The sequence below is a fragment of the Acinetobacter wuhouensis genome, assembly GCF_001696605.3.
In the GTDB taxonomy this organism is placed as follows: Bacteria; Pseudomonadota; Gammaproteobacteria; order Pseudomonadales; family Moraxellaceae; genus Acinetobacter; species Acinetobacter wuhouensis.
On record NZ_CP031716.1, the window covers coordinates 2,268,136 to 2,286,328 of the forward strand.

At 36.8% G+C, this 18,193-nt stretch carries 20 protein-coding genes; 9 read left to right on the forward strand and 11 right to left on the reverse strand.

Translation table 11 applies throughout. The features are described from left to right. Window positions 1-308 precede the first annotated feature (308 nt). From hfq to tsaE, 4 genes are all read right to left on the reverse strand, one after another. Window positions 309-821: an RNA chaperone Hfq gene (hfq, locus tag BEN71_RS11620; protein ID WP_117276785.1), complete on the reverse strand. Its 513-nt coding sequence runs from the start codon at window positions 819-821 to the stop codon at window positions 309-311. 91 nt (window positions 822-912) lie between these two features. After that, complete coding sequence (miaA, locus tag BEN71_RS11625; RefSeq protein WP_068973206.1) at window positions 913-1,857, reverse strand: tRNA (adenosine(37)-N6)-dimethylallyltransferase MiaA; 945 nt, start codon at window positions 1,855-1,857, stop codon at window positions 913-915. Between the two features lie 6 nt (window positions 1,858-1,863). Next, window positions 1,864-3,906: a DNA mismatch repair endonuclease MutL gene (gene mutL / locus BEN71_RS11630; protein WP_068973207.1), complete on the reverse strand. Its 2,043-nt coding sequence runs from the start codon at window positions 3,904-3,906 to the stop codon at window positions 1,864-1,866. A gap of 96 nt (window positions 3,907-4,002) precedes the next feature. Continuing rightward, a complete protein-coding gene (tsaE, locus tag BEN71_RS11635; protein WP_068973208.1) occupies window positions 4,003-4,461 on the reverse strand; it encodes a tRNA (adenosine(37)-N6)-threonylcarbamoyltransferase complex ATPase subunit type 1 TsaE in 459 nt (152 codons plus the stop codon). 130 nt (window positions 4,462-4,591) lie between these two features. On the opposite strand from tsaE, the gene BEN71_RS11640 reads away from it, so the two are divergent. From BEN71_RS11640 to BEN71_RS11650, 3 genes are all read left to right on the forward strand, one after another. Next, complete coding sequence (locus tag BEN71_RS11640) at window positions 4,592-5,509, forward strand: RluA family pseudouridine synthase (RefSeq protein WP_068973209.1); 918 nt, start codon at window positions 4,592-4,594, stop codon at window positions 5,507-5,509. A gap of 105 nt (window positions 5,510-5,614) precedes the next feature. Then, on the forward strand, window positions 5,615-5,926 hold the full coding sequence (locus tag BEN71_RS11645) for a type II toxin-antitoxin system RelB/DinJ family antitoxin (RefSeq protein ID WP_068973210.1): 312 nt from the start codon (window positions 5,615-5,617) through the stop codon (window positions 5,924-5,926). 97 nt (window positions 5,927-6,023) lie between these two features. Beyond that, a complete protein-coding gene (locus BEN71_RS11650; RefSeq protein WP_068973211.1) occupies window positions 6,024-6,467 on the forward strand; it encodes a GNAT family N-acetyltransferase in 444 nt (147 codons plus the stop codon). A gap of 59 nt (window positions 6,468-6,526) precedes the next feature. On the opposite strand, the gene BEN71_RS11655 is transcribed toward BEN71_RS11650, so the two are convergent. Continuing rightward, window positions 6,527-7,243 (reverse strand): pseudouridine synthase, encoded by a 717-nt coding sequence (locus BEN71_RS11655; protein WP_068973212.1) that lies wholly within the window; start codon window positions 7,241-7,243, stop codon window positions 6,527-6,529. 217 nt (window positions 7,244-7,460) lie between these two features. On the opposite strand from BEN71_RS11655, the gene BEN71_RS11660 reads away from it, so the two are divergent. After that, window positions 7,461-7,919 carry a DUF441 domain-containing protein gene (locus BEN71_RS11660; RefSeq protein ID WP_068973213.1) on the forward strand — a complete coding sequence of 153 codons (459 nt, stop codon included), beginning with the start codon at window positions 7,461-7,463 and terminating at the stop codon, window positions 7,917-7,919. Between the two features lie 135 nt (window positions 7,920-8,054). Here BEN71_RS11660 and BEN71_RS11665 read toward each other — a convergent pair whose 3' ends face one another. From BEN71_RS11665 to ftsY, 3 genes are all read right to left on the reverse strand, one after another. Continuing rightward, window positions 8,055-8,648 carry a nitroreductase family protein gene (locus BEN71_RS11665; RefSeq protein ID WP_068973214.1) on the reverse strand — a complete coding sequence of 198 codons (594 nt, stop codon included), beginning with the start codon at window positions 8,646-8,648 and terminating at the stop codon, window positions 8,055-8,057. A 188-nt stretch (window positions 8,649-8,836) separates the two neighbouring features. Next, window positions 8,837-9,520 (reverse strand): nitroreductase family protein, encoded by a 684-nt coding sequence (locus BEN71_RS11670; RefSeq protein ID WP_068973215.1) that lies wholly within the window; start codon window positions 9,518-9,520, stop codon window positions 8,837-8,839. A 203-nt stretch (window positions 9,521-9,723) separates the two neighbouring features. Further along, the gene (ftsY, locus tag BEN71_RS11675) at window positions 9,724-10,833 is read right to left on the reverse strand and encodes a signal recognition particle-docking protein FtsY (RefSeq protein ID WP_068973216.1); all 1,110 of its coding nucleotides are present in this window, start codon (window positions 10,831-10,833) and stop codon (window positions 9,724-9,726) included. 240 nt (window positions 10,834-11,073) lie between these two features. Here ftsY and BEN71_RS11680 point away from each other — a divergent pair, with 240 nt between their 5' ends. Together BEN71_RS11680 and BEN71_RS11685 are read left to right on the forward strand one after the other, a co-directional pair. Further along, the gene (locus BEN71_RS11680; RefSeq protein ID WP_068973217.1) at window positions 11,074-12,420 is read left to right on the forward strand and encodes a M16 family metallopeptidase; all 1,347 of its coding nucleotides are present in this window, start codon (window positions 11,074-11,076) and stop codon (window positions 12,418-12,420) included. 12 nt (window positions 12,421-12,432) lie between these two features. Then, window positions 12,433-14,031, forward strand: a complete 1,599-nt coding sequence (locus BEN71_RS11685; protein ID WP_068973218.1) for a M16 family metallopeptidase — start codon at window positions 12,433-12,435, stop codon at window positions 14,029-14,031. Window positions 14,032-14,126: 95 nt separating this feature from the next. Here the strand turns inward: BEN71_RS11685 and BEN71_RS11690 are convergent, their stop codons facing one another. Further along, window positions 14,127-14,453: a hypothetical protein gene (locus tag BEN71_RS11690; RefSeq protein ID WP_068973219.1), complete on the reverse strand. Its 327-nt coding sequence runs from the start codon at window positions 14,451-14,453 to the stop codon at window positions 14,127-14,129. Between the two features lie 290 nt (window positions 14,454-14,743). Continuing rightward, complete coding sequence (locus tag BEN71_RS11695) at window positions 14,744-15,100, reverse strand: hypothetical protein (RefSeq protein ID WP_068973220.1); 357 nt, start codon at window positions 15,098-15,100, stop codon at window positions 14,744-14,746. A 225-nt stretch (window positions 15,101-15,325) separates the two neighbouring features. Here BEN71_RS11695 and BEN71_RS11700 point away from each other — a divergent pair, with 225 nt between their 5' ends. The 3 genes from BEN71_RS11700 to BEN71_RS11710 all read left to right on the forward strand — a co-directional run bounded on the left by BEN71_RS11700 (window position 15,326) and on the right by BEN71_RS11710 (window position 16,706). Next, a complete protein-coding gene (locus BEN71_RS11700; RefSeq protein ID WP_068973221.1) occupies window positions 15,326-15,559 on the forward strand; it encodes a hypothetical protein in 234 nt (77 codons plus the stop codon). Window positions 15,560-15,760: 201 nt separating this feature from the next. After that, window positions 15,761-16,138, forward strand: a complete 378-nt coding sequence (locus BEN71_RS11705; RefSeq protein WP_068973222.1) for a DUF2750 domain-containing protein — start codon at window positions 15,761-15,763, stop codon at window positions 16,136-16,138. Window positions 16,139-16,274: 136 nt separating this feature from the next. Beyond that, a complete protein-coding gene (locus BEN71_RS11710) occupies window positions 16,275-16,706 on the forward strand; it encodes a CBS domain-containing protein (protein WP_068973223.1) in 432 nt (143 codons plus the stop codon). 61 nt (window positions 16,707-16,767) lie between these two features. Here BEN71_RS11710 and BEN71_RS11715 read toward each other — a convergent pair whose 3' ends face one another. Next, window positions 16,768-18,192, reverse strand: a complete 1,425-nt coding sequence (locus BEN71_RS11715) for a molybdopterin-binding domain-containing protein (protein WP_068973224.1) — start codon at window positions 18,190-18,192, stop codon at window positions 16,768-16,770. Between the last annotated feature and the right edge of the window lies 1 nt (window position 18,193).

Consider the following 18,193-nt stretch of genomic DNA (forward strand, 5'->3'; position numbering starts at 1 on the left):
CGTCAGCTACCGAAATATATCAAAATTATCGCAAAAACATTAACTTATAAATCTTGCGCCATGACTGACTCATGCCTCAAACAATTGCGAAGGACGTTTCCGCGTATCAATTTTTTGGAAGAAATCAACTTCGAACTCAGGTTAAATAGATCATTATTTTCAAATTCCAGCAAAAAAATTAAAATCACAATAATTAACACCTCACTTATAAACACTGGCTAAACTTTAGCCATAAAAAAAGACGCCCTAGAGCGTCTTTTAAGAATCTATTTAATTCATAGATCATCAAAGATGAATTTATCTACAAATTAACGATTGTTTTCATCTTCAGATGAGTCCTCAAATTTAGTTTCACCACCGAAATCACTTTGACCACCGAAGCCACCTTGACCACCGAAGCCACCTTGACCACCGAAGCCACCTTGACCACCGAAGCCACCTTGACCACCGAAGCCACCTTGACCACCGAAGCCGCCTTGACCACCGAAGCCACCTTGTTGACCGCCGAAGCCGCCTTGTTGACCGCCGAAGCCACCAGCTTGACCACCAAAGCCACCAGCTTGACCACCGAAGCCACCAGCAGCGCCTTGAGCACCAGCAGGAGCACCAGCAGGACGTGGATTACGTGCAGGTACAACTGTAGAAATCGCATGTTTGTAAACCATTTGGCTTACTGTATTTTTCAAAAGAACTACATATTGGTCAAAAGATTCAATATGACCTTGTAATTTGATACCGTTTACAAGAAAGATAGAAACTGGAATGCGTTCTTTACGGAGAGAATTTAAGAACGGATCTTGTAAAGTTTGACCTTTAGACATTTTATACTCCAAAAAAAAATTAAAATCAGCGCAAAAACTATCTTTATTTTTCAATTAAAATTTATAAAAAAGATAGTTGTTAAATTTTGCTTTATCCGTGTAAGTTTCGCAAGTCTTCTTGAGCCTGCTTTATCGTTAAAAAAGTGTTGAATTGGTGTAATTCTTGCAAAGAACGTAACCAAGTGTATTGACGTTTAGCCAATTGTCGTGTCGCGAACAAAGATTTATCCTTCATTTGCCGCTCACTTTCATGACTAAAATCACAATTTTTCAAAAATTCAATTGCTTGTCGGTAACCCACCGAGCGGAATGCTGGCAAATTTTCATTGAGATCGTATTTTTCAATCAGGTATTTTACCTCATTTAAAAAACCAATATCCCACATTTTTTCTAAACGCAATTCAATACGTTTATGTAATTCTAACCGATCTGGTACCAATGCATAATTATGAAAATTGTAACGATATGGTTGCTTTTTGGGTTGTTCCGCCTGTAGTTGTGTAATTGGGCGACCTGTAATTTTATAAACCTCCAATGCACGGATGATTCGCTGTTTATCAGTCACTTTAAATTTCTCACCAGCTAAAGCGTCAACTGATTTCAGCTCATCATAAACGGCTTGCCACCCTTCTTGTTCACCTTTGTGCTCGATTTCCGCTCGAATATTGTAATCAGCACTCGGTAAATTTGAAGAAAGCCCCTCTAATAGCGCTTTGAAATATAGCATCGTTCCACCAACCAGAATCGGTGTTTTACCACGTGCATGTATATCGTCGATCAATCCACATGCATCTTCAACAAATTCAGCCGCAGAATACACGTCAAGTGGCGTAATAATGTCGATTAAATGGTGCGGATAGCGCGCCTGTTCCTCTTTGGTCGGTTTTGCTGTACCAATGTCCATTTCTTTATAAACCAGCGCAGAATCGACGGAAATCAGCTCATAGCCACCGCGTTCATATAGTTCACATGCCAAAGCGGTTTTCCCACTCGCAGTCGGTCCCATTAAATTGATGACAGGCTTTTGATTTGACATGTACAACTACTCTCCTCGAGCAAATAATTTATCTAATTGATTAAGTGGAAATGCACGCCATGTTGGACGACCATGATTACATTGACTGGCGAATTCAGTCTGTTCCATTTGGCGCAATAAAGCATTCATTTCAGACAAACTGAGCATCCGATGTGCACGCACTGCACCATGGCATGCCATACCTGCAAGAATTTGATCACGTTTCTGTTGTAAAGCCTGTGCCTCATCATTCGGATCTAAATCGTTCAGAAGCTCAGGGACAAGTGATTCAAAATCTGCTTTATGCAAAATCGCAGGCACGCCACGTACAATCACTTGATCATCGCCATATTGGTCGATGTCTAAGCCCAAACGTTCTAATTGCGGTTTTAATTCATCAATCCGAGTCGCTTGCATACGGGTAATAGAAATCACTTTAGGAATCAATAATTGCTGTGATGTCCAAAATTCAGGTTTATCCCAAGCTGACTTCATTTGTTGCAACAAAATACGTTCATGTGCCGCATGCATATCAACAATAATCAAGCCTTCGGTATTTTGAGCAAGAATATAAATACCGTGCAATTGTGCAATCGCAATACCTAATGGATGCTCATCAACATAATTACTCTGCTTATGTTCAAGATTTTGCACCGAGCGTTCATAAGAAGCCTGATCGGATAGATTTTGTGAATCAGCATGATTATTCAAATCTGAATCGTCTTGCTCACGTAAAGGTGCTAAATAACTTTTCAATGCATTATTGAGCTGTTGCGTTCCACGATATTGTTGTGATGATTGTGAATAATTGATGGTTTGCCCTTGTGGCTGACTAAAGTCAGTTAAACCATCATTCAACATCTGAGAATCAGCATTGCTTAGGCTATTTTGATCATTCGAAATATGCTGATGATCATGAGAATCTTGTATTGCATTTCGATGTAACTGAAATTGCTCTTGATAACGAGGTTGAGCCTGTTGCCATTGCTGATTGGTGTCATTTTGATCTTGCTTCATTGCAGAAGACAATTCAGCACTTGCTGTTTGAAATTGCGATAAAGTTTCTTTGGCATAATGACGTACAAATTCATGCACTTCACGCTGATTTAAAAAACGAATTTCATGCTTAGTCGGATGCACATTGACATCAATATTTTCAGGATCGACTTCTAAAAATAGTAAATAAGCTGAATATTGATGCCCATGTAAAATACCATCGTATGCCATGCGCAACGCATGAGAAATGGTTTTATCTTTGACAATACGACCATTCACATAAACGTATTGCAAATCTGCCTGCGCGCGTGCATCTGAGGGATGACCTAACCAACCCGATAATCGCATACTGATACTGTCCGCATCAATCCAATAAGCATTTTCAGTAAATTGACGACCCAATAATTGTTGCACTCGCTGATAACGCAATTCACCACTATCTGCAATCGGTAAATTCAGGCGAATATTATCATTATGTTCTAAGACAAAACGAATATCGAAATGCGTCAGTGCCATACGGCGCACAATTTCTTCAATATGTCCAAATTCTGTGGTTGGTTTTTTCAGAAATTTACGACGTGCAGGCACATTAAAGAATAAATCTTGAATGCGAATATGTGTGCCTTGCTGTGCAGCTACTGCTTGAATATCCTGATGATCAAAAGCCGTGCCATTCACTTCCAACTGATAACCCACGCCTGAATCATCTTGACTACTGGTCAATGTCAAACGTGATACAGCAGCAATCGAAGCCAAAGCCTCACCACGGAAACCTAAACTGACAATGGCTTGCAATTCTTCAGCATTTTGAATTTTACTGGTGGCGTGGCGCGTCACTGATAAGGCTAAATCTTCTGGATGAATCCCGCGACCATTGTCGATGATCTCAATCAAAGTACTCCCACCATTTGCCACACGAATAATCAGTTCAGTCGCCCCCGCATCAATCGAGTTTTCTAGTAGCTCTTTGACCACAGACGATGGGCGTTCAATCACTTCACCTGCCGCGATTTGGTTGGCAAGAGCAGGATTTAAAGTTTGGATACGTCTTAAACTGATGTCTTCACGTTGCATTCAATTAACCTAAAATTAAAATGAATAGAATGTTGATTGGGCACGATTCTCAATACTCATTTCGCATGATTGAAATGATAATGAATAAAATAAAAATTAACTCAGCGCCTGAATAAGTGTTTCCGAAACACTTTCAATGATCACTTCACGCACGCTTTCATCTTCTGCTTTGAGAATTGTAATGACATGATCTGCTTGAGGAATTTCATCACCACCTTTCGATGGCCATTCAAATAAAAATAAAGCATTCGGTACATCTAAATAATCACGAATACCCATCAATTCAAGTTCATAAGGATCATTTAAACGATACAAATCAAAATGAAAGACTACTGTTCCATTGATGGTATAAGGCTCAACCAAGGTATAAGTTGGGCTTTTTACCGCACCTTGATGACCTAAATTTTGTAGCCAATATCGTGTTAATGTGGTTTTTCCTGCGCCTAAATCACCGATTAAATAAATCACGCCTTGGGCAATATGTTGCGCCAACTTTTGCGCTAACTTTTCGGTCTCTTGTTCATTGCTTAGACTTAATTTACATGAATATTGCATAGTGCTCACGACAGGATTCAAACAAGACGTTATGATAGCATTGCAAGCACATAAAACCTATGTTGCTTTGCCTAGAAATAGCGCTTTGATCCGCTCAACTGTAACACATTTATTTTAATTCACTGTTCTTATGAAAAATACCTCACCCATTTTAGACTATGTTCCCCCAATGCGAGATGGCGTGACCGCTTCAAAGGTTTTTTTACAAAAATCAGAACAAACCTTCAAAACTGTATTGGAATATTTAACAGTGCAATTTGCGCATATTTCAGAAACTGAGTGGCGACAGCGTTTTGATGATCATTTGATTATTGATATGACTGGGCAATGCTTAAATATCAATAGTCCATTCCAAGCCAATACGCATATTTATTATTATCGCTTTCTCGCTCATGAAACCCATGTACCATTTCAAGAAGAGATTTTATTTGAAAATGACGACTTATTGGTGGTGGATAAACCGCATTTTTTAACCATCAGCCCAACTGGACAATATGTTCAAGAAACCCTTTTGGTCAGGCTTAAAAAAGCCACTGGCAATCCAGATTTAACTCCGATTCATCGCTTAGATCGTGAAACTGCTGGCATTGTATTGTTTTCAAAGCGACCTGAAACACGTAGTCTGTATCAGCAAATGTTTGCAGAGCGTAAAGTGGATAAAACTTATCACGCGATTGCACCTTATCAAGCTGACTTGAAATTTCCATATTCTTTAAGTTTGAGAATGGATAAGGGGGAACCCTTTTACACCATGCGAGTGATTGAAGGTGAAAGTAATTCACATACAGATATTGAAGTTCTTGAATGTAACGGGCAATGGGCAAAATACTTACTCAAGCCCTCTACAGGTAAGCAACATCAATTACGTGTGCATTTAAATTGGCTCAACATTCCAATCAAAAATGATCCATTCTATCCAGTAGTTCAGCATAAAAACGATGCAGACTTCACCCAGCCTTTACAACTTTTAGCCAAAGAAATTCATTTCAAAGATCCGATAATAGGGGAGAATTTGCATTTCTGTTCTGAATTTGAACTCACACTGTAATTTTGACGTAATGACAATATACGACTTTTTGATGATTAGACATTGAAATTACTTAAGCTTTGATTAAAATAGGCACTCAAACTCAAATATTGTTTGGTTTTATTCATGAGAAAAACTGAAGTCTATCAAGTACGCCTTGATTCACAAGAAAAAAAATTAGCTTTTGCTGTTTTTAAGCAATTGGGAATTACCCCTGCTCAAGCAGTTCGTCTATTTTTTAAACAAGTCGTGATCACCAAATCGATCCCCTTCGCGATTGAAAATCAAAATATCAATATGGATCAATTGTTAAAATTAAGAAAATTGAAACAAGAACAACAAAATGGGCAAGCCAATCCTACTGTTGAATTGAGTGATGACGATGAAGATTTATTTGCAGAGTTGAATGCGATCTTGGGTGAAAGTGACAAAACTTAACAGTGTCGCATTTTTAAACAATTCTTTGAGTTCACTTTTCACTTTTTTGGTTATGCTCTATTGCAAGGATAATAATTTACTTTGCAAGGAGTGATAAATGATCGTTCGTCGTGCGACCAAAGAAGATTTAAACCAACTTGCTATTTTATTTGATGAATACCGTCAATTTTACGGTGCATCCTCCAATATCAAACAATCTCTCAGCTTTCTTACTCAACGTTTTGAGAATAAAGAAAGTGTCATTTTTATTCACGTTAAAGATGATGTATTTACAGGCTTTGTATTGCTGTATTTAGGTTTTTCCTCTGTTGCCTGTTTAAAATATTATATTTTAGATGATGTCTATGTCACACCAAGCTATCGCAGGCAAGGTTCAGCCAAACAATTGATTGATACTGCAATACTTTTTGCACGTCATGAAAATGCGCAACGTATTAGTCTAGAAACTCAAAAAAGCAATTACCAATCCCATCAGCTTTATGAACAAATGGGCTTCGTTAAAGATAATGAGTTTCAAACTTTCCACTGCTTCTTAAAATAAAAGTATCTTTAAGCAGATAGATAAGGTCGATATTTTAAGTCTCAATGTATTTTTTAAACTTAAATTTGATCTGCAATCAGTTTTTTCGCAGCATTAGCCTGATTTTCAGTTAGATAAATCCATTCACCTTCAGCTAAATCAGTTAATTTTAATTGTCCAATTTGTGCACGATGTAAATTTTCCACTTTATTTCCAACTGCTGCAAGCATTCGTTTAACTTGATGATAAACACCTTGATGCACGGTCATTTGCAATTTAAATTCATCTAAACGGATAACATCTGTTGCCGAAAATATACCCTTTTCATTTCGTAATTCAACACCTTGCTCAAGTTGTTGAATCTGTTCGTCAGTCACTGGATCAGCAGTTTGCATCTGATAAACTTTAGGCACATGTTTTTTAGGATGTGTTAAAGCCTGTAAAAATTGTCCATCATCCGTGAGCAATAACAACCCTGTTGTATCTTGATCGAGTCGCCCTACACATTGCATGCCGCGATTCATCAATACATCATCAAATAAATCAAACACACTAAAGTGATGTGTCGCCTGATGTGAGCATTCGTAATTTACGGGTTTATTGAGTGCTATATACACTTTTTCACGATATTGAAAAGACTGACCATGCACGGAAAATTCTAAATCTTGCAGATTCAATTTAAACTTAGGCTCTGTAATAACTTCATTTTGGATAGCAACCGCCCCATTCTTAATGAGTTGTTGACAATGCTTACGTGAACCAAAGCCTTGTGATTGCAACATTTTTTCCAAAAACATAAAACAGAACCTAAATAAATTGACATGTATTTTAATGGATCTCGGCTTAAAAACCTAACTGATATTTAAAGCAATCCCCATGTCACATCAATATTCAATCAATCCTCAAGTAAGCTTAATAATGCAATGATTTAGAATATTCCAATGCTGCGCCCTATCCTTTCTATCTTTTCAGTATAATGTTCAGGTGTATTGAAATAAAAAATGTTGAATCAAAATGAGTCTTAGCAGTTTAGACCTAAACTTAATGGTGCTGATTGTATTACTTGCATGTGGCGTATTCAGTCATAACACAGCAGTGACTATAGCGGCAGCAGTATTGATCGTCTTTCGCATCACACCGCTGAGTGAGTTTTTCCCACTCTTACAACGTCATGGTTTAGAAGTCGGCATTATCATCCTCACCATTGGTGTACTTACACCCATTGCCAGCGGAAAAATTGCAGGTGAAGAGATTCTCAAATCATTTATGCACTGGAAATCACTTTGCGCTATTGCGATTGGCTTATTGGTAGCATGGTTAGGTGGACGTGGTGTGTCGCTCATGACCAATCAACCCAATGTTGTGGCTGGTTTACTCATTGGTACAGTCGCTGGTGTTGCTTTACTACGCGGTGTTCCTGTAGGTCCACTCATTGCAGCAGGAATTTTATCATTGCTGATCGGAAAGTCTTAGTTTGTAATAATGAGGCTTCTTATAAATGTCGAATAGAAAAACAGCCTGTTAGACTCATCATCTAAACAGGCTGATTTTATTTCAAATCAAGCCAATCATATTGTTAATTGGCTCAAACTTTTAAAATATTTTCTATTAGTTAAAAGTTTTGAAACGTGCAGCATCATCAATAAATGCTTTTTCACCAGCAGGCGCTTCGATAGAACCGAATACCAATTGTGCACGAAGTTTCCAATCCGCAGGTACGCCAAATACTTCAGCCACTTCTTCATCTACGATTGGATTATAGTGTTGTAATGATGCACCGATACCCGCTTCAGACAATGCTGTCCAAGTTGCAAATTGCGCAATTGCTGTAGAATGTTCAGCCCAAACTGGGAAGTTGTCTGCATAAAGCGCAAATTGTTCTTGTAAACCTTTGATCACGCTCATGTCTTCATAAAACAATACTGAACCCGCACCAGCGATAAAGCTGTTGATTTTACCTGCAGTGCCTTCGAAAGCTTCAACAGGAACAATTTTACGTAAAGTTTCTAGTACGATTGTCCAGAATTTAACGTGTGAATCACCAAATAAAATCACTGCACGTGAAGATTGTGAGTTAAACGCTGATGGACTTTGTTTCACAGCTTCTTTGATGATTTCTTCAATTTTCGCTTGATCTAGACTTACATCTTTACCAATTGCATAAATTGTACGACGTTGTTTGATTTGATTTAAAAATGACATATCTATATTCCTTCTGTGACCCTGTTGGCCGTTTTCTTTAACATGGTCTCAGTGTATTGCATATTCCGTTACTTCGTCAGGTTTATATCAATAACAAAGTGTTCCATATTTAGAACAATATAATAAATCAAATCTTTTCAAGGCTTTAAATTTAAAGCACTCACTATAAAAATTTAAAAAAATTACGCTTATGAAAGCACCCTGAATATAACCTCATCATTTAATTCATTTTTATTTACAGCAGTTTCAAGAATACTGCCAAAAACCAACTGTGCTTTGAGTTGCCATTGTTTCGGTAAATCCAGTAAATCTGTGGTTGCTTGATCTATAGATGGATTGAAATGATGAATCGAAGCACCTAGACCTGTACTCGCAATTGCAGTCCACACCGCATACTGTACCATTCCAGACGTTTGTTCAGACCACAATTGAAATTCTTCTGCTTGCAAAGGTTTACGCTTTTGTAGGCTTTGGATAATGTCTTGATCTTCAAAAAATAAAACTGTACCAAAAGCAGATGCACAACGATCAACTTTAACATCCATACTTTCCCAAATGGCTTCAGCCACGGCGTGATGTTGTACCTCTTTCACCATTTGCCAAAATTTATAATGAGAACCTTGCAACAGAATGACGATTCGAGCACTTTGCGAATTCAAAGCCGAAGGACAACAACGCGCAGCATCTTTAATCAATTGGGTAAGATATTCAGGGCTTAAACTCACACGATTACTGAGTTCATAATAACTTCTGCGTTTTTTCATATCTTCCAAAAAACTATAGGTATTTTCTTCTAATTCTTTCTTTTTAAAAATTAAATCTTTGGAAATTTCAGTGTTCAGTACTTGCCCTATTTTCGCTAAAAATGCCATAAATCCCCCAAAGATTAAACCAAATAAAAACCATAAATTTTATATGGGTATTCTAACCACTAAAGTTTTTTTATTCTCAGTGTGGTCAGGTTATTCTGCTGTTTTTTAAAACAATTAAACATTTCTCAGAATCCAAATGAATAAAAACTCCGCATAAGCGGAGTTCTTTTATTTAATATTGAATGATTAATAAATAATATGAATTATTTATCTGTCTCAAAAAGCGCTGCAACAAAGGATTTCGCAGAGAACGGACGTAGATCGTCAATCTTCTCCCCCACACCGATAAAACGAATTGGCACATGCGTACGACTGGCAATATTAAACAACACACCACCTTTTGCCGTACCATCCAATTTAGTAATGGTTAGACCTGTTAAACCAACAGCTTCATCGAACATTTCAACTTGGTTAATGGCATTTTGACCTGTACCCGCATCTACAACTAACATCACTTCATGTGGCGCAGTTGCATCAATTTTTTGCATTACACGCTTAACTTTGGTCAACTCAGTCATTAAGTTGCTTTTATTGTGCAAACGCCCTGCGGTATCGGCAATCAGTACATCTACACCTTTGGCACGCGCACTTTCAAAAGCATCAAAAATAACTGAAGCACTGTCTGCACCATGACCTTGAGCAACCACTTGAATATTGTTGCGTTCACCCCAGATTTGTAATTGCTCAGTAGCTGCTGCACGGAAAGTATCACCTGCCGCAAGCATGACTTTCTTGCCTTCACCTTGTAAACGTTTTGCCAATTTACCAATGGTCGTGGTTTTCCCAACACCATTGACACCAACAACAAGAATCACAAACGGATTTTTGTTCGGGTCAATATGTAAAGGTTTTACACGTGGCGCAAGTAAAGCAACCAATTCTTCTTGTAATGCCTTATACAGTGAATGTGAATAGATCAAATCACCACGCGCAGTACGTTCAGTTAAATTGGTAATAATGGTTTTCGTCGCTTCTACACCAATATCAGCAACCAAAAGTTGCTCTTCAACTTCTTCAAGTAACTCATCATCAATCTCTTTACCACCGATCAGGATATTCACCATCCCATCAGCAAGGTTTTTACGAGATTTAGTTAAACCTTCTTTCATACGACTGAAGAAGCCACCTTTGGCTTTTTCTTCAGTTTGGGTAGTTTCCTCTGAAAGACTTTCTTCAACTACTGTTTCAGTCTTAGGTGTTTCTACTTTTTCATTTTCAATAATAGGCACATTGACTGCGGGTAAACTCGGTAATGTGACATCATCATCACCAATATCCGCATCAATCAAGAATTTATTTTGCTGTTCCTGCATGCCGATTCCTTGAAAAGCATAGCGTTAAAAAAGAATGAGTTTAGCATATTTTAAGGCAATTTTTAGTGTTAAAGCAGTGATAAAACATCTCAACCAAAATGCAACATTCCTGCCTTGCTTTAAATCTTTAATTTTTTGAGAATAGTTATACGTTTAGAATAAATATTCAGGCAATTTGTGCGTATTTTAAAATCCAAATCTTTTAAAATTCTTGTCCGTTCCCGAACTCAATTATGGAGAATGCTAATTGCGCCTGTATGCTTTATTTCATTGAATTTTATACAAACATCACTTTATGCAGCGCCCGAAAGTCAACTTGCTCGCACTACCTTTGAAACCACACTAAAGAATGGGCTAAAAGTGATTATCCGTGAAGATCATCGTTCCCCCATTGTCATGACCCAAATTTGGTATGGTGTTGGCAGCAGTGATGAATCTGGCAATCTATTGGGTATTTCCCATGTACTTGAACATATGATGTTTAAGGGCACGCAGAAAGTTCCAGATGATGAATTTACGCGTCTTAGCCGAATCTATGGTGGACGAACCAATGCTGCAACATTTACCAACTACACCAATTATTATCAACTTTATCCAAAAAAATACTTCCCTCTCGCTTTAGAACTTGAAGCAGACCGAATGTCTAACTTGGTTTTAAAACAACAAGACTTTGATCCTGAAATTAAAGTAGTGATGGAAGAACGTCGCCAAAGAACCGATGACAATCCACGCAATCTTGCCTATGAACGTTTTAAATGGATTGCCTATCCAACCAGTCACTATCGTCAACCCGTGATTGGTTTTATGAAAAATTTACAAAATATTCGTTTAGAAGACCTCAAGCATTGGTATCAGACATGGTATACCCCCAATAATGCAACACTTGTGATCGTGGGTGATGTCAATGCTGAGCAGGCATTAAAACAAATCGAAAAGTATTTTGGTGGTATTGCTAAAAAGCAACTTCCGGATCGCAATGATGTTCTCGAATATGACCGCGTCGGTTATCGTCACATGCAAGTACATTTACCTGTACAAGTACCAAGCTTATTTATGGCGTGGAATGTACGTTCCATTGCCACGGCGAAAAACCCACAAGATGCCTATGCACTTACGATTATCCAATCCTTACTCGATGGTGGAATTTCAGCTCGTCTACAAGATCGCCTTGTCCGCGATAAGAAAACGCTGACCGCAATTAGTGTCAGTTATGACCCATATAATCGTGGTGACAGTATTTTCATGATCTCAGCTCTTCCGAGTGAAGGCGTTTCATTAGAAGATGCACAAAAAGCCATTGAAAAAGAAATGAGTTTATTTAAAACAGAATTGGTCAATCAAAACGAACTTGATCGAGTGAAGAATAATTTCGTTTCAAATTTGATCTATAGCCAAGATGATATTGCAGGGCAAGCCAATATGATTGGCAATTTAGAGGTCAATGGTTTGAGTTTTCGCTTGATTGATGAATTACCAAAGCATTATGACAAAGTTACCCCACAAGATTTACTCAGAATCGCCAATATTTATTTCGTCAAAGATAACTTAAGTAGTCTTTATCTCCTGCCTGAAAACACAAAAGAATAAATAAGGTGAATTATGCGTCTGTCTATATTTTCAAAAAAACATTTAAAAACATCGCTTTTACTTATTATCACACTCTCTACGGCTAGTTTAAATCATGCAGAGGTCGAATTCGATGATCGTGATACGGATGAAATGATAGATAATACTGTTTTAAAATCCTATTCCACATTACAAAGCCTGAAAAATTTAGAAAAAAAGCAAAACTATCAGACACCTTTTGTTCAAGATTTAGAGAATAATTTAAAAGTTCGCACACTCTTTGTTTCAGCACCAGATCTACCCATTGTCGATATTCAACTGACTTTTAATGCAGGATCTTCACAAGATGAAGCGATAGGTAAAGGCTTGTTTGGTATTTCAAATATGGCTGCAAGACTGATGACTGAAGGTACAGAGCAATATACAGCCAAACAAATTGCTTCGACCTTCGAGGGGTTAGGCGCACAATTTAGTGTCAATGCGTATCGTGATATGTTTACCGTACGCTTAAGAGTTTTGTCCGATCCAGACAAACTCAACCCTGCTGTAAATATGATGATGCACATTTTAAATCATGCACAATTCAATCCTTCGGGTTTAAATTTAGTCTTAAACAACACTAAGATTGGTCAAAAACAAGTCCAAGAAAACCCAAGCCGAATGATGAATATTCGCTTTTATCGCGCACTCTATGGACAACATCCTTATGCTGAACCCACGACAGGAACCAATGGTAGTTTAAAGAAGATAACCCCCGAATTACTCAGAACATTTCGTCAAAAGTTACTCGTCGCTCAGAATATGAATATCGCAATCACGGGAAATTTAAGCGCCAATGATGCAATGAAAATTTCGAATACAATCAGCCAAAATATCACCCAAGGTGAAGCCGTTGCGCCTCTACCAACACCTGAAGATCAACAAGATTTTAATATTCATTACATTCCTTTTAACTCAAGCCAAGCCCATGTCATGATGGGACACTTAGCCATTCAACGAAATGATCCTGATCGTGTTGCTTTAGAAGTTGCCAATCAAATCTTTGGTGGTAGCGGATTCAACTCGGTACTGATGAAAGAATTACGAGTCAAACGTGGCTATACTTACGGCGCATATAGTTCGTTGGTCAGTACGCTCTCACAAGGTTTTTTTAGTTTGAGTTATTCAACTGAAGAAAAACAGCTGATTGATAGTATCCAGGTTGCGCATCAAGCTTTGCGTGACTTTGTCAAAAAGCCAATTCAAAAAAAACAATTGGAAGAAACCAAAGAAGGACTTTTGCGATCATTTCCAATGACATTTAGTTCAAATGCCAATATCAATGCACAGATTGCAGCGATTGGATTTTATCAATTACCTGCAGATTACTTAAATCAATATCAAAAACAACTAAGTAGCATTACAGCCAAACAAGTCCAAACTGCCATCCAAAAACACTTACGTGCAGATCGTTTAACCCTTGTTGTTGTTGCGCCTACACTTGATCAAGTCGCTTTAAAAGAAATGCTAATCAATGATCTTGAAGTACCGAATCAGCTAGAAAACAAAGATTTAAACTTAAAACCTGACACTCAGACAATGCCAGATATTCCAGCCCTGATCATTAAAAAGACCATTAGACCTGCTTCGTGAATCGTGAATCGTGAATCGTGAATCGTGAATCGTGAATCGTGAATCGTGAATCGTGAATCGTGAATCGTGAATCGTGAATCGTGAATCGTGAAAGCTTATTTAGAATTAGCCACATCTACAGCAGGATATTGTTTAATACGTTGTTTTTCATAATAATAAGCGCGCAACAACCGAAAATACTCGGCAACCGAAATAAGCTCTTGTTGACTTAAATGTTTTGCGAGGACTTGCGTTTTCGGATAAGCCGCTTGATCAGAATATGCAAGGACATTTTTATACTGCGTCGGACTGATCGGACGCAAAAGCGCCAATGTTGCAAGTGTTATCATTCCAACAATCATACACGCCACAAAAAAATTCAAAAAACGCTCTAAAGGAAAAGAACGATACAACTTTTGAAAATAATCTTTGAATTTAAGCATGAACTACCTCGAATTGCAGATAGTCTATCATCCTAGAGATAAAAAAATAGCGCTTTATCCAGACTTTTAAATGCCTAAACCGTTTATTGATCATTTTAAATGTACAAACCCATCTTTCGATTTATTCCACCAACAAATAAAAATACACTTCAACAACAAGATCTAAAAAGAAAAACTCCCATCAGCAATTGATGAGAGTTTTTAGTAAATAAGCATGATACATAACACCGATAATTTGACCTTGACCACTGAACTTTTAAATCTCTAAGAAAATCAGTTTAAATTAACTTTTATAAAACTGCCCTTAGAAATGCAAAATATAAAATTCCAGCAATAATCACCAACGCGATCACCACTGCGAAGATACTCACACCACCTTCCGCATGTACAGGATGTAAGTCATCATCATCTGCAAGGCGTCGCAATTCGTTATCATAAACACGGTAAAAACCTTTTTTTTGCGTTGCGTCAAGATTTTTGGTATAATCGTAAACACGCTTACGTTGGGCTAAACAGTAATCACCAAGATGTATTTCTTGATGGTAAATTGCTTCGTCCAATTGTTTTCGATGATACTGAGCTAATTCAACAATCTGAGACTCAGCAGCGGGTACATCAAAAGTAAATCCATCTATTGTATTAGTCATTTTTACTCTCCCTTTGTCATAATTCTCATATTGATTTTAATAAATATTATTTCTGATTATTGTTTAATCATGTAATCTTATATTCGTTAAGCAATCCCAGTAGATTACTTGACAAGTGAAGCATTTTGTAATATTAGTTTAATAAAGTTAAGTTAGATTAGTTAAGTATAAGCTCCGTTGGGGAGCTGTAGTTTTAAAGATCATAATTACAATAAGGAGTTATATATGATTCATCAAATCTCTCAACAAGACCTAGAACATGTTTATGCAGACGCTGTAAATACGATTCAATGTGAAATGAACTTTGTAGAAGCTGTAAAGGCATTAGAAGACGCAGCAAAAGCAGGGCATGGTAAAGCAGCAACGTTCCTTGCAGAACTTTATTACCAAGGTTTCCGTGTAGAACGTGATTCGCTAAAAGCCCAATACTGGGAAAAGATGGCAACCATGCAAGCATAATAAAACGTCACCTCGGTGGCGTTTTTTAATGCCGCTTGTTTATTCTTTTATAGCGTAATACTCACAAAACGTTTCCCAAACAGACATTCTTATAACATTCTTTGCTAATTTTAATAATTGCTTACGATTCAGTATAAAGCGCCAACGGTTCTTAACGCTTTTTCAATTACAATAGAAATGTACTAAAAATGAATGCCCATTATGAAAAAGTATATTCATCTACAGCCGATTTCAAATGAGTTTTTTATCAAAATTTCTATTTTAAAATCACTGATGTATTGTGGTGTTCTTTGGGGACTTTACCATGAAGGTTGGGCAATGAAGTCTGGCTCAGATGAAGTATATTTCCCCTTTTGGCTGAATGCCGTTCAAGCACATCAGTATGCAAAGATTCACTGGCCCAACTATACACCACGAAAAATCACACCAAAGGATTTTAAAGATTCTCTACTCCCGACATTGACACGTTTAAATATTAAACCGGCTTTGTTTAACTCATCTTCTCGTAAATTTAAACTTTCAACTTTGCAAATGGATCATTTCTTTTTTGCAAATTCACCCCAATTTCAGGCGATTTAATTTTTATTTTCCATTGATTTAAGAAAGCTGTAAAAAACAAGCACTATAATTTGTGACTGTAAAGTATTTGCAAAGTTTTAAAATACAGTTAATTTAAAGGTGTGCAGTAGAGGCACACTCAATAAGGAAAATAATTATGACTACAGTAGCACAAGTAATCCAAGATAAAATTGGTCGTGAAGTTTATACGATTTCGCCGTCTGCCACGGTTTTAGAAGCAATTACGCTTATGGCAAATAAAGGTATTGGTGCAGTAGTCGTAACAGAAGACAGTAAGCTGGTCGGCATCCTTTCAGAACGTGACTATACCCGTAAAATTGCATTGATGCAGCGTACATCTGACCATACCACTGTCGCTGAGATTATGACATCTAAAGTTATTTCTGTGACGCCAAGCCATACTGTAGAACAATGTCTAGAATTAATGACTGACGGTCATCTACGTCACCTCCCTGTACTTGAAGAAGGTGTCTTGGTCGGCTTTGTTTCGATTGGTGACTTGGTCAAAGCCACAATGGAAGATCAGAAAAAACTGATTGATCAGTTACAGCAATATATTTCAGGTTAATTTTTTAAATTGATAGAACCCTCTTTTGAGGGTTTTATTTTGTGTTAATTTTTTAGTATGGTTAAATTTCCAAATAATATAAATAGTCGCCTGCTTTTAACGGATTATCCTCACCTGAAATAGGAATAAAACAATTACAATCTTTCATAAAAGAAAGCATATCTGGGCGTTCATTTTCTACAGTTATTATTTTTAGTTCAGGAGTGCTACCGATTCTCATTTCATTAAACTTACCATCATAATGAACATCAGATACAAATGCCCATAAAACTTGAGTATCGTGCGTATTTTTTAAGGTTAAATTATAATTATGTGTCAATATACCTATTTTCCAATCAGGTTGAAATGGTCGAGCATATAAACGATTTAATATATTTGGTTTTACAATAACGTGCATATTTATAATAATGTCAAGAATATTACCTGGTAAATAAGTTATCACACAAAAATCATCAAAACTCTTTTGTATCTCTGCTCGAACCATTCCTTTTTCATCAGTAAATTTTATTTTTTTTCGTATAGTTGGAGCTTTCAATTCACCACAATACATTCGATATGAATTGCCAATTAAGGAATCCGAAGAAATATCATTATGAAAAAAACGGTTCGTTGCCATTAATCCTAAACGACTAAGTGTTTTATTATTAACCAACCCACATGCGACTATATAATCATAGCTGTTTGCGATGTCTTTCAATTTTTTTACATAAGTCTTTACATCAATTGTTGAAATTAAATCATCTTCGTTATCAATCTTAGTTTCACTTTCGAAAAAAGGCTTTATTTTCACAATTTCTGCTTCAAATCCCCAAAGTTTCATACATTCTTGAATATATCTAAACTCTGCATTACTGTTTAAATCTTCCAAGTCATAATCAACACAAAGTAAAGCAAATTTTGTGGTTTTATATGCAGTAACGTGTGTAATTTCAGCCTGTTCAAGTAACATTTTCTTGGTTAGTGTTATTATAGTATCTTTGTTTAATATAATTTCTCTTTTTTTATAATCCGAACCAACTGAAATTAAACCTTTACCAATTTGTATTGGTTCCAGTCGTTCTCCTCCTTTCAGTGAAAAATCTCCTCGTACCCCCAACCATGCGGAATATTGTTCCGTTGGAATTACTGTATTTGCAATATTTCCAATTTTCATATAGCGTGAAATACTAGATGTATATTCTTTATTTAAAAACAGTCGAAATGGGTTTTCAGACCTCGACAAAGCACCATAAAAATTCACTATATCAATGCTTTTGATTTGTTCAGGAGTTGATACTTCATGTTGAATATTGAACATTTCTCCATCTATTGCGGATAATGCAATAGATGGGTAATCTGTATTGGCTTGAACATCTTCCGCCAATTTTCTGCCTAAACACTCTTCGATAGAAATCATTTCTGTAAAATTAGGGTTTGGCATTCTTTCATTAATTTTGGTTAATTGACGAAATATTTGATCTACAATTTTTTTGTTTTTTATATTCATA

Excerpts from the sequence above, each read along its gene's own strand:
- hfq (WP_117276785.1), bottom strand. The coding sequence starts at position 821 with ATGTCTAAAGGTCAAACTTTACAAGATCCGTTCTTAAATTCTCTCCGT.
- miaA (WP_068973206.1), bottom strand. The coding sequence starts at position 1,857 with ATGTCAAATCAAAAGCCTGTCATCAATTTAATGGGACCGACTGCGAGT.
- mutL (WP_068973207.1), bottom strand. The coding sequence starts at position 3,906 with ATGCAACGTGAAGACATCAGTTTAAGACGTATCCAAACTTTAAATCCT.
- tsaE (WP_068973208.1), bottom strand. The coding sequence starts at position 4,461 with ATGCAATATTCATGTAAATTAAGTCTAAGCAATGAACAAGAGACCGAA.
- BEN71_RS11640 (WP_068973209.1), top strand. The coding sequence starts at position 4,592 with ATGAAAAATACCTCACCCATTTTAGACTATGTTCCCCCAATGCGAGAT.
- BEN71_RS11645 (WP_068973210.1), top strand. The coding sequence starts at position 5,615 with ATGAGAAAAACTGAAGTCTATCAAGTACGCCTTGATTCACAAGAAAAA.
- BEN71_RS11650 (WP_068973211.1), top strand. The coding sequence starts at position 6,024 with ATGATCGTTCGTCGTGCGACCAAAGAAGATTTAAACCAACTTGCTATT.
- BEN71_RS11655 (WP_068973212.1), bottom strand. The coding sequence starts at position 7,243 with ATGTTTTTGGAAAAAATGTTGCAATCACAAGGCTTTGGTTCACGTAAG.
- BEN71_RS11660 (WP_068973213.1), top strand. The coding sequence starts at position 7,461 with ATGAGTCTTAGCAGTTTAGACCTAAACTTAATGGTGCTGATTGTATTA.
- BEN71_RS11665 (WP_068973214.1), bottom strand. The coding sequence starts at position 8,648 with ATGTCATTTTTAAATCAAATCAAACAACGTCGTACAATTTATGCAATT.
- BEN71_RS11670 (WP_068973215.1), bottom strand. The coding sequence starts at position 9,520 with ATGGCATTTTTAGCGAAAATAGGGCAAGTACTGAACACTGAAATTTCC.
- ftsY (WP_068973216.1), bottom strand. The coding sequence starts at position 10,833 with ATGCAGGAACAGCAAAATAAATTCTTGATTGATGCGGATATTGGTGAT.
- BEN71_RS11680 (WP_068973217.1), top strand. The coding sequence starts at position 11,074 with ATGCTAATTGCGCCTGTATGCTTTATTTCATTGAATTTTATACAAACA.
- BEN71_RS11685 (WP_068973218.1), top strand. The coding sequence starts at position 12,433 with ATGCGTCTGTCTATATTTTCAAAAAAACATTTAAAAACATCGCTTTTA.
- BEN71_RS11690 (WP_068973219.1), bottom strand. The coding sequence starts at position 14,453 with ATGCTTAAATTCAAAGATTATTTTCAAAAGTTGTATCGTTCTTTTCCT.
- BEN71_RS11695 (WP_068973220.1), bottom strand. The coding sequence starts at position 15,100 with ATGACTAATACAATAGATGGATTTACTTTTGATGTACCCGCTGCTGAG.
- BEN71_RS11700 (WP_068973221.1), top strand. The coding sequence starts at position 15,326 with ATGATTCATCAAATCTCTCAACAAGACCTAGAACATGTTTATGCAGAC.
- BEN71_RS11705 (WP_068973222.1), top strand. The coding sequence starts at position 15,761 with ATGAAAAAGTATATTCATCTACAGCCGATTTCAAATGAGTTTTTTATC.
- BEN71_RS11710 (WP_068973223.1), top strand. The coding sequence starts at position 16,275 with ATGACTACAGTAGCACAAGTAATCCAAGATAAAATTGGTCGTGAAGTT.
- BEN71_RS11715 (WP_068973224.1), bottom strand. The coding sequence starts at position 18,192 with ATGAATATAAAAAACAAAAAAATTGTAGATCAAATATTTCGTCAATTA.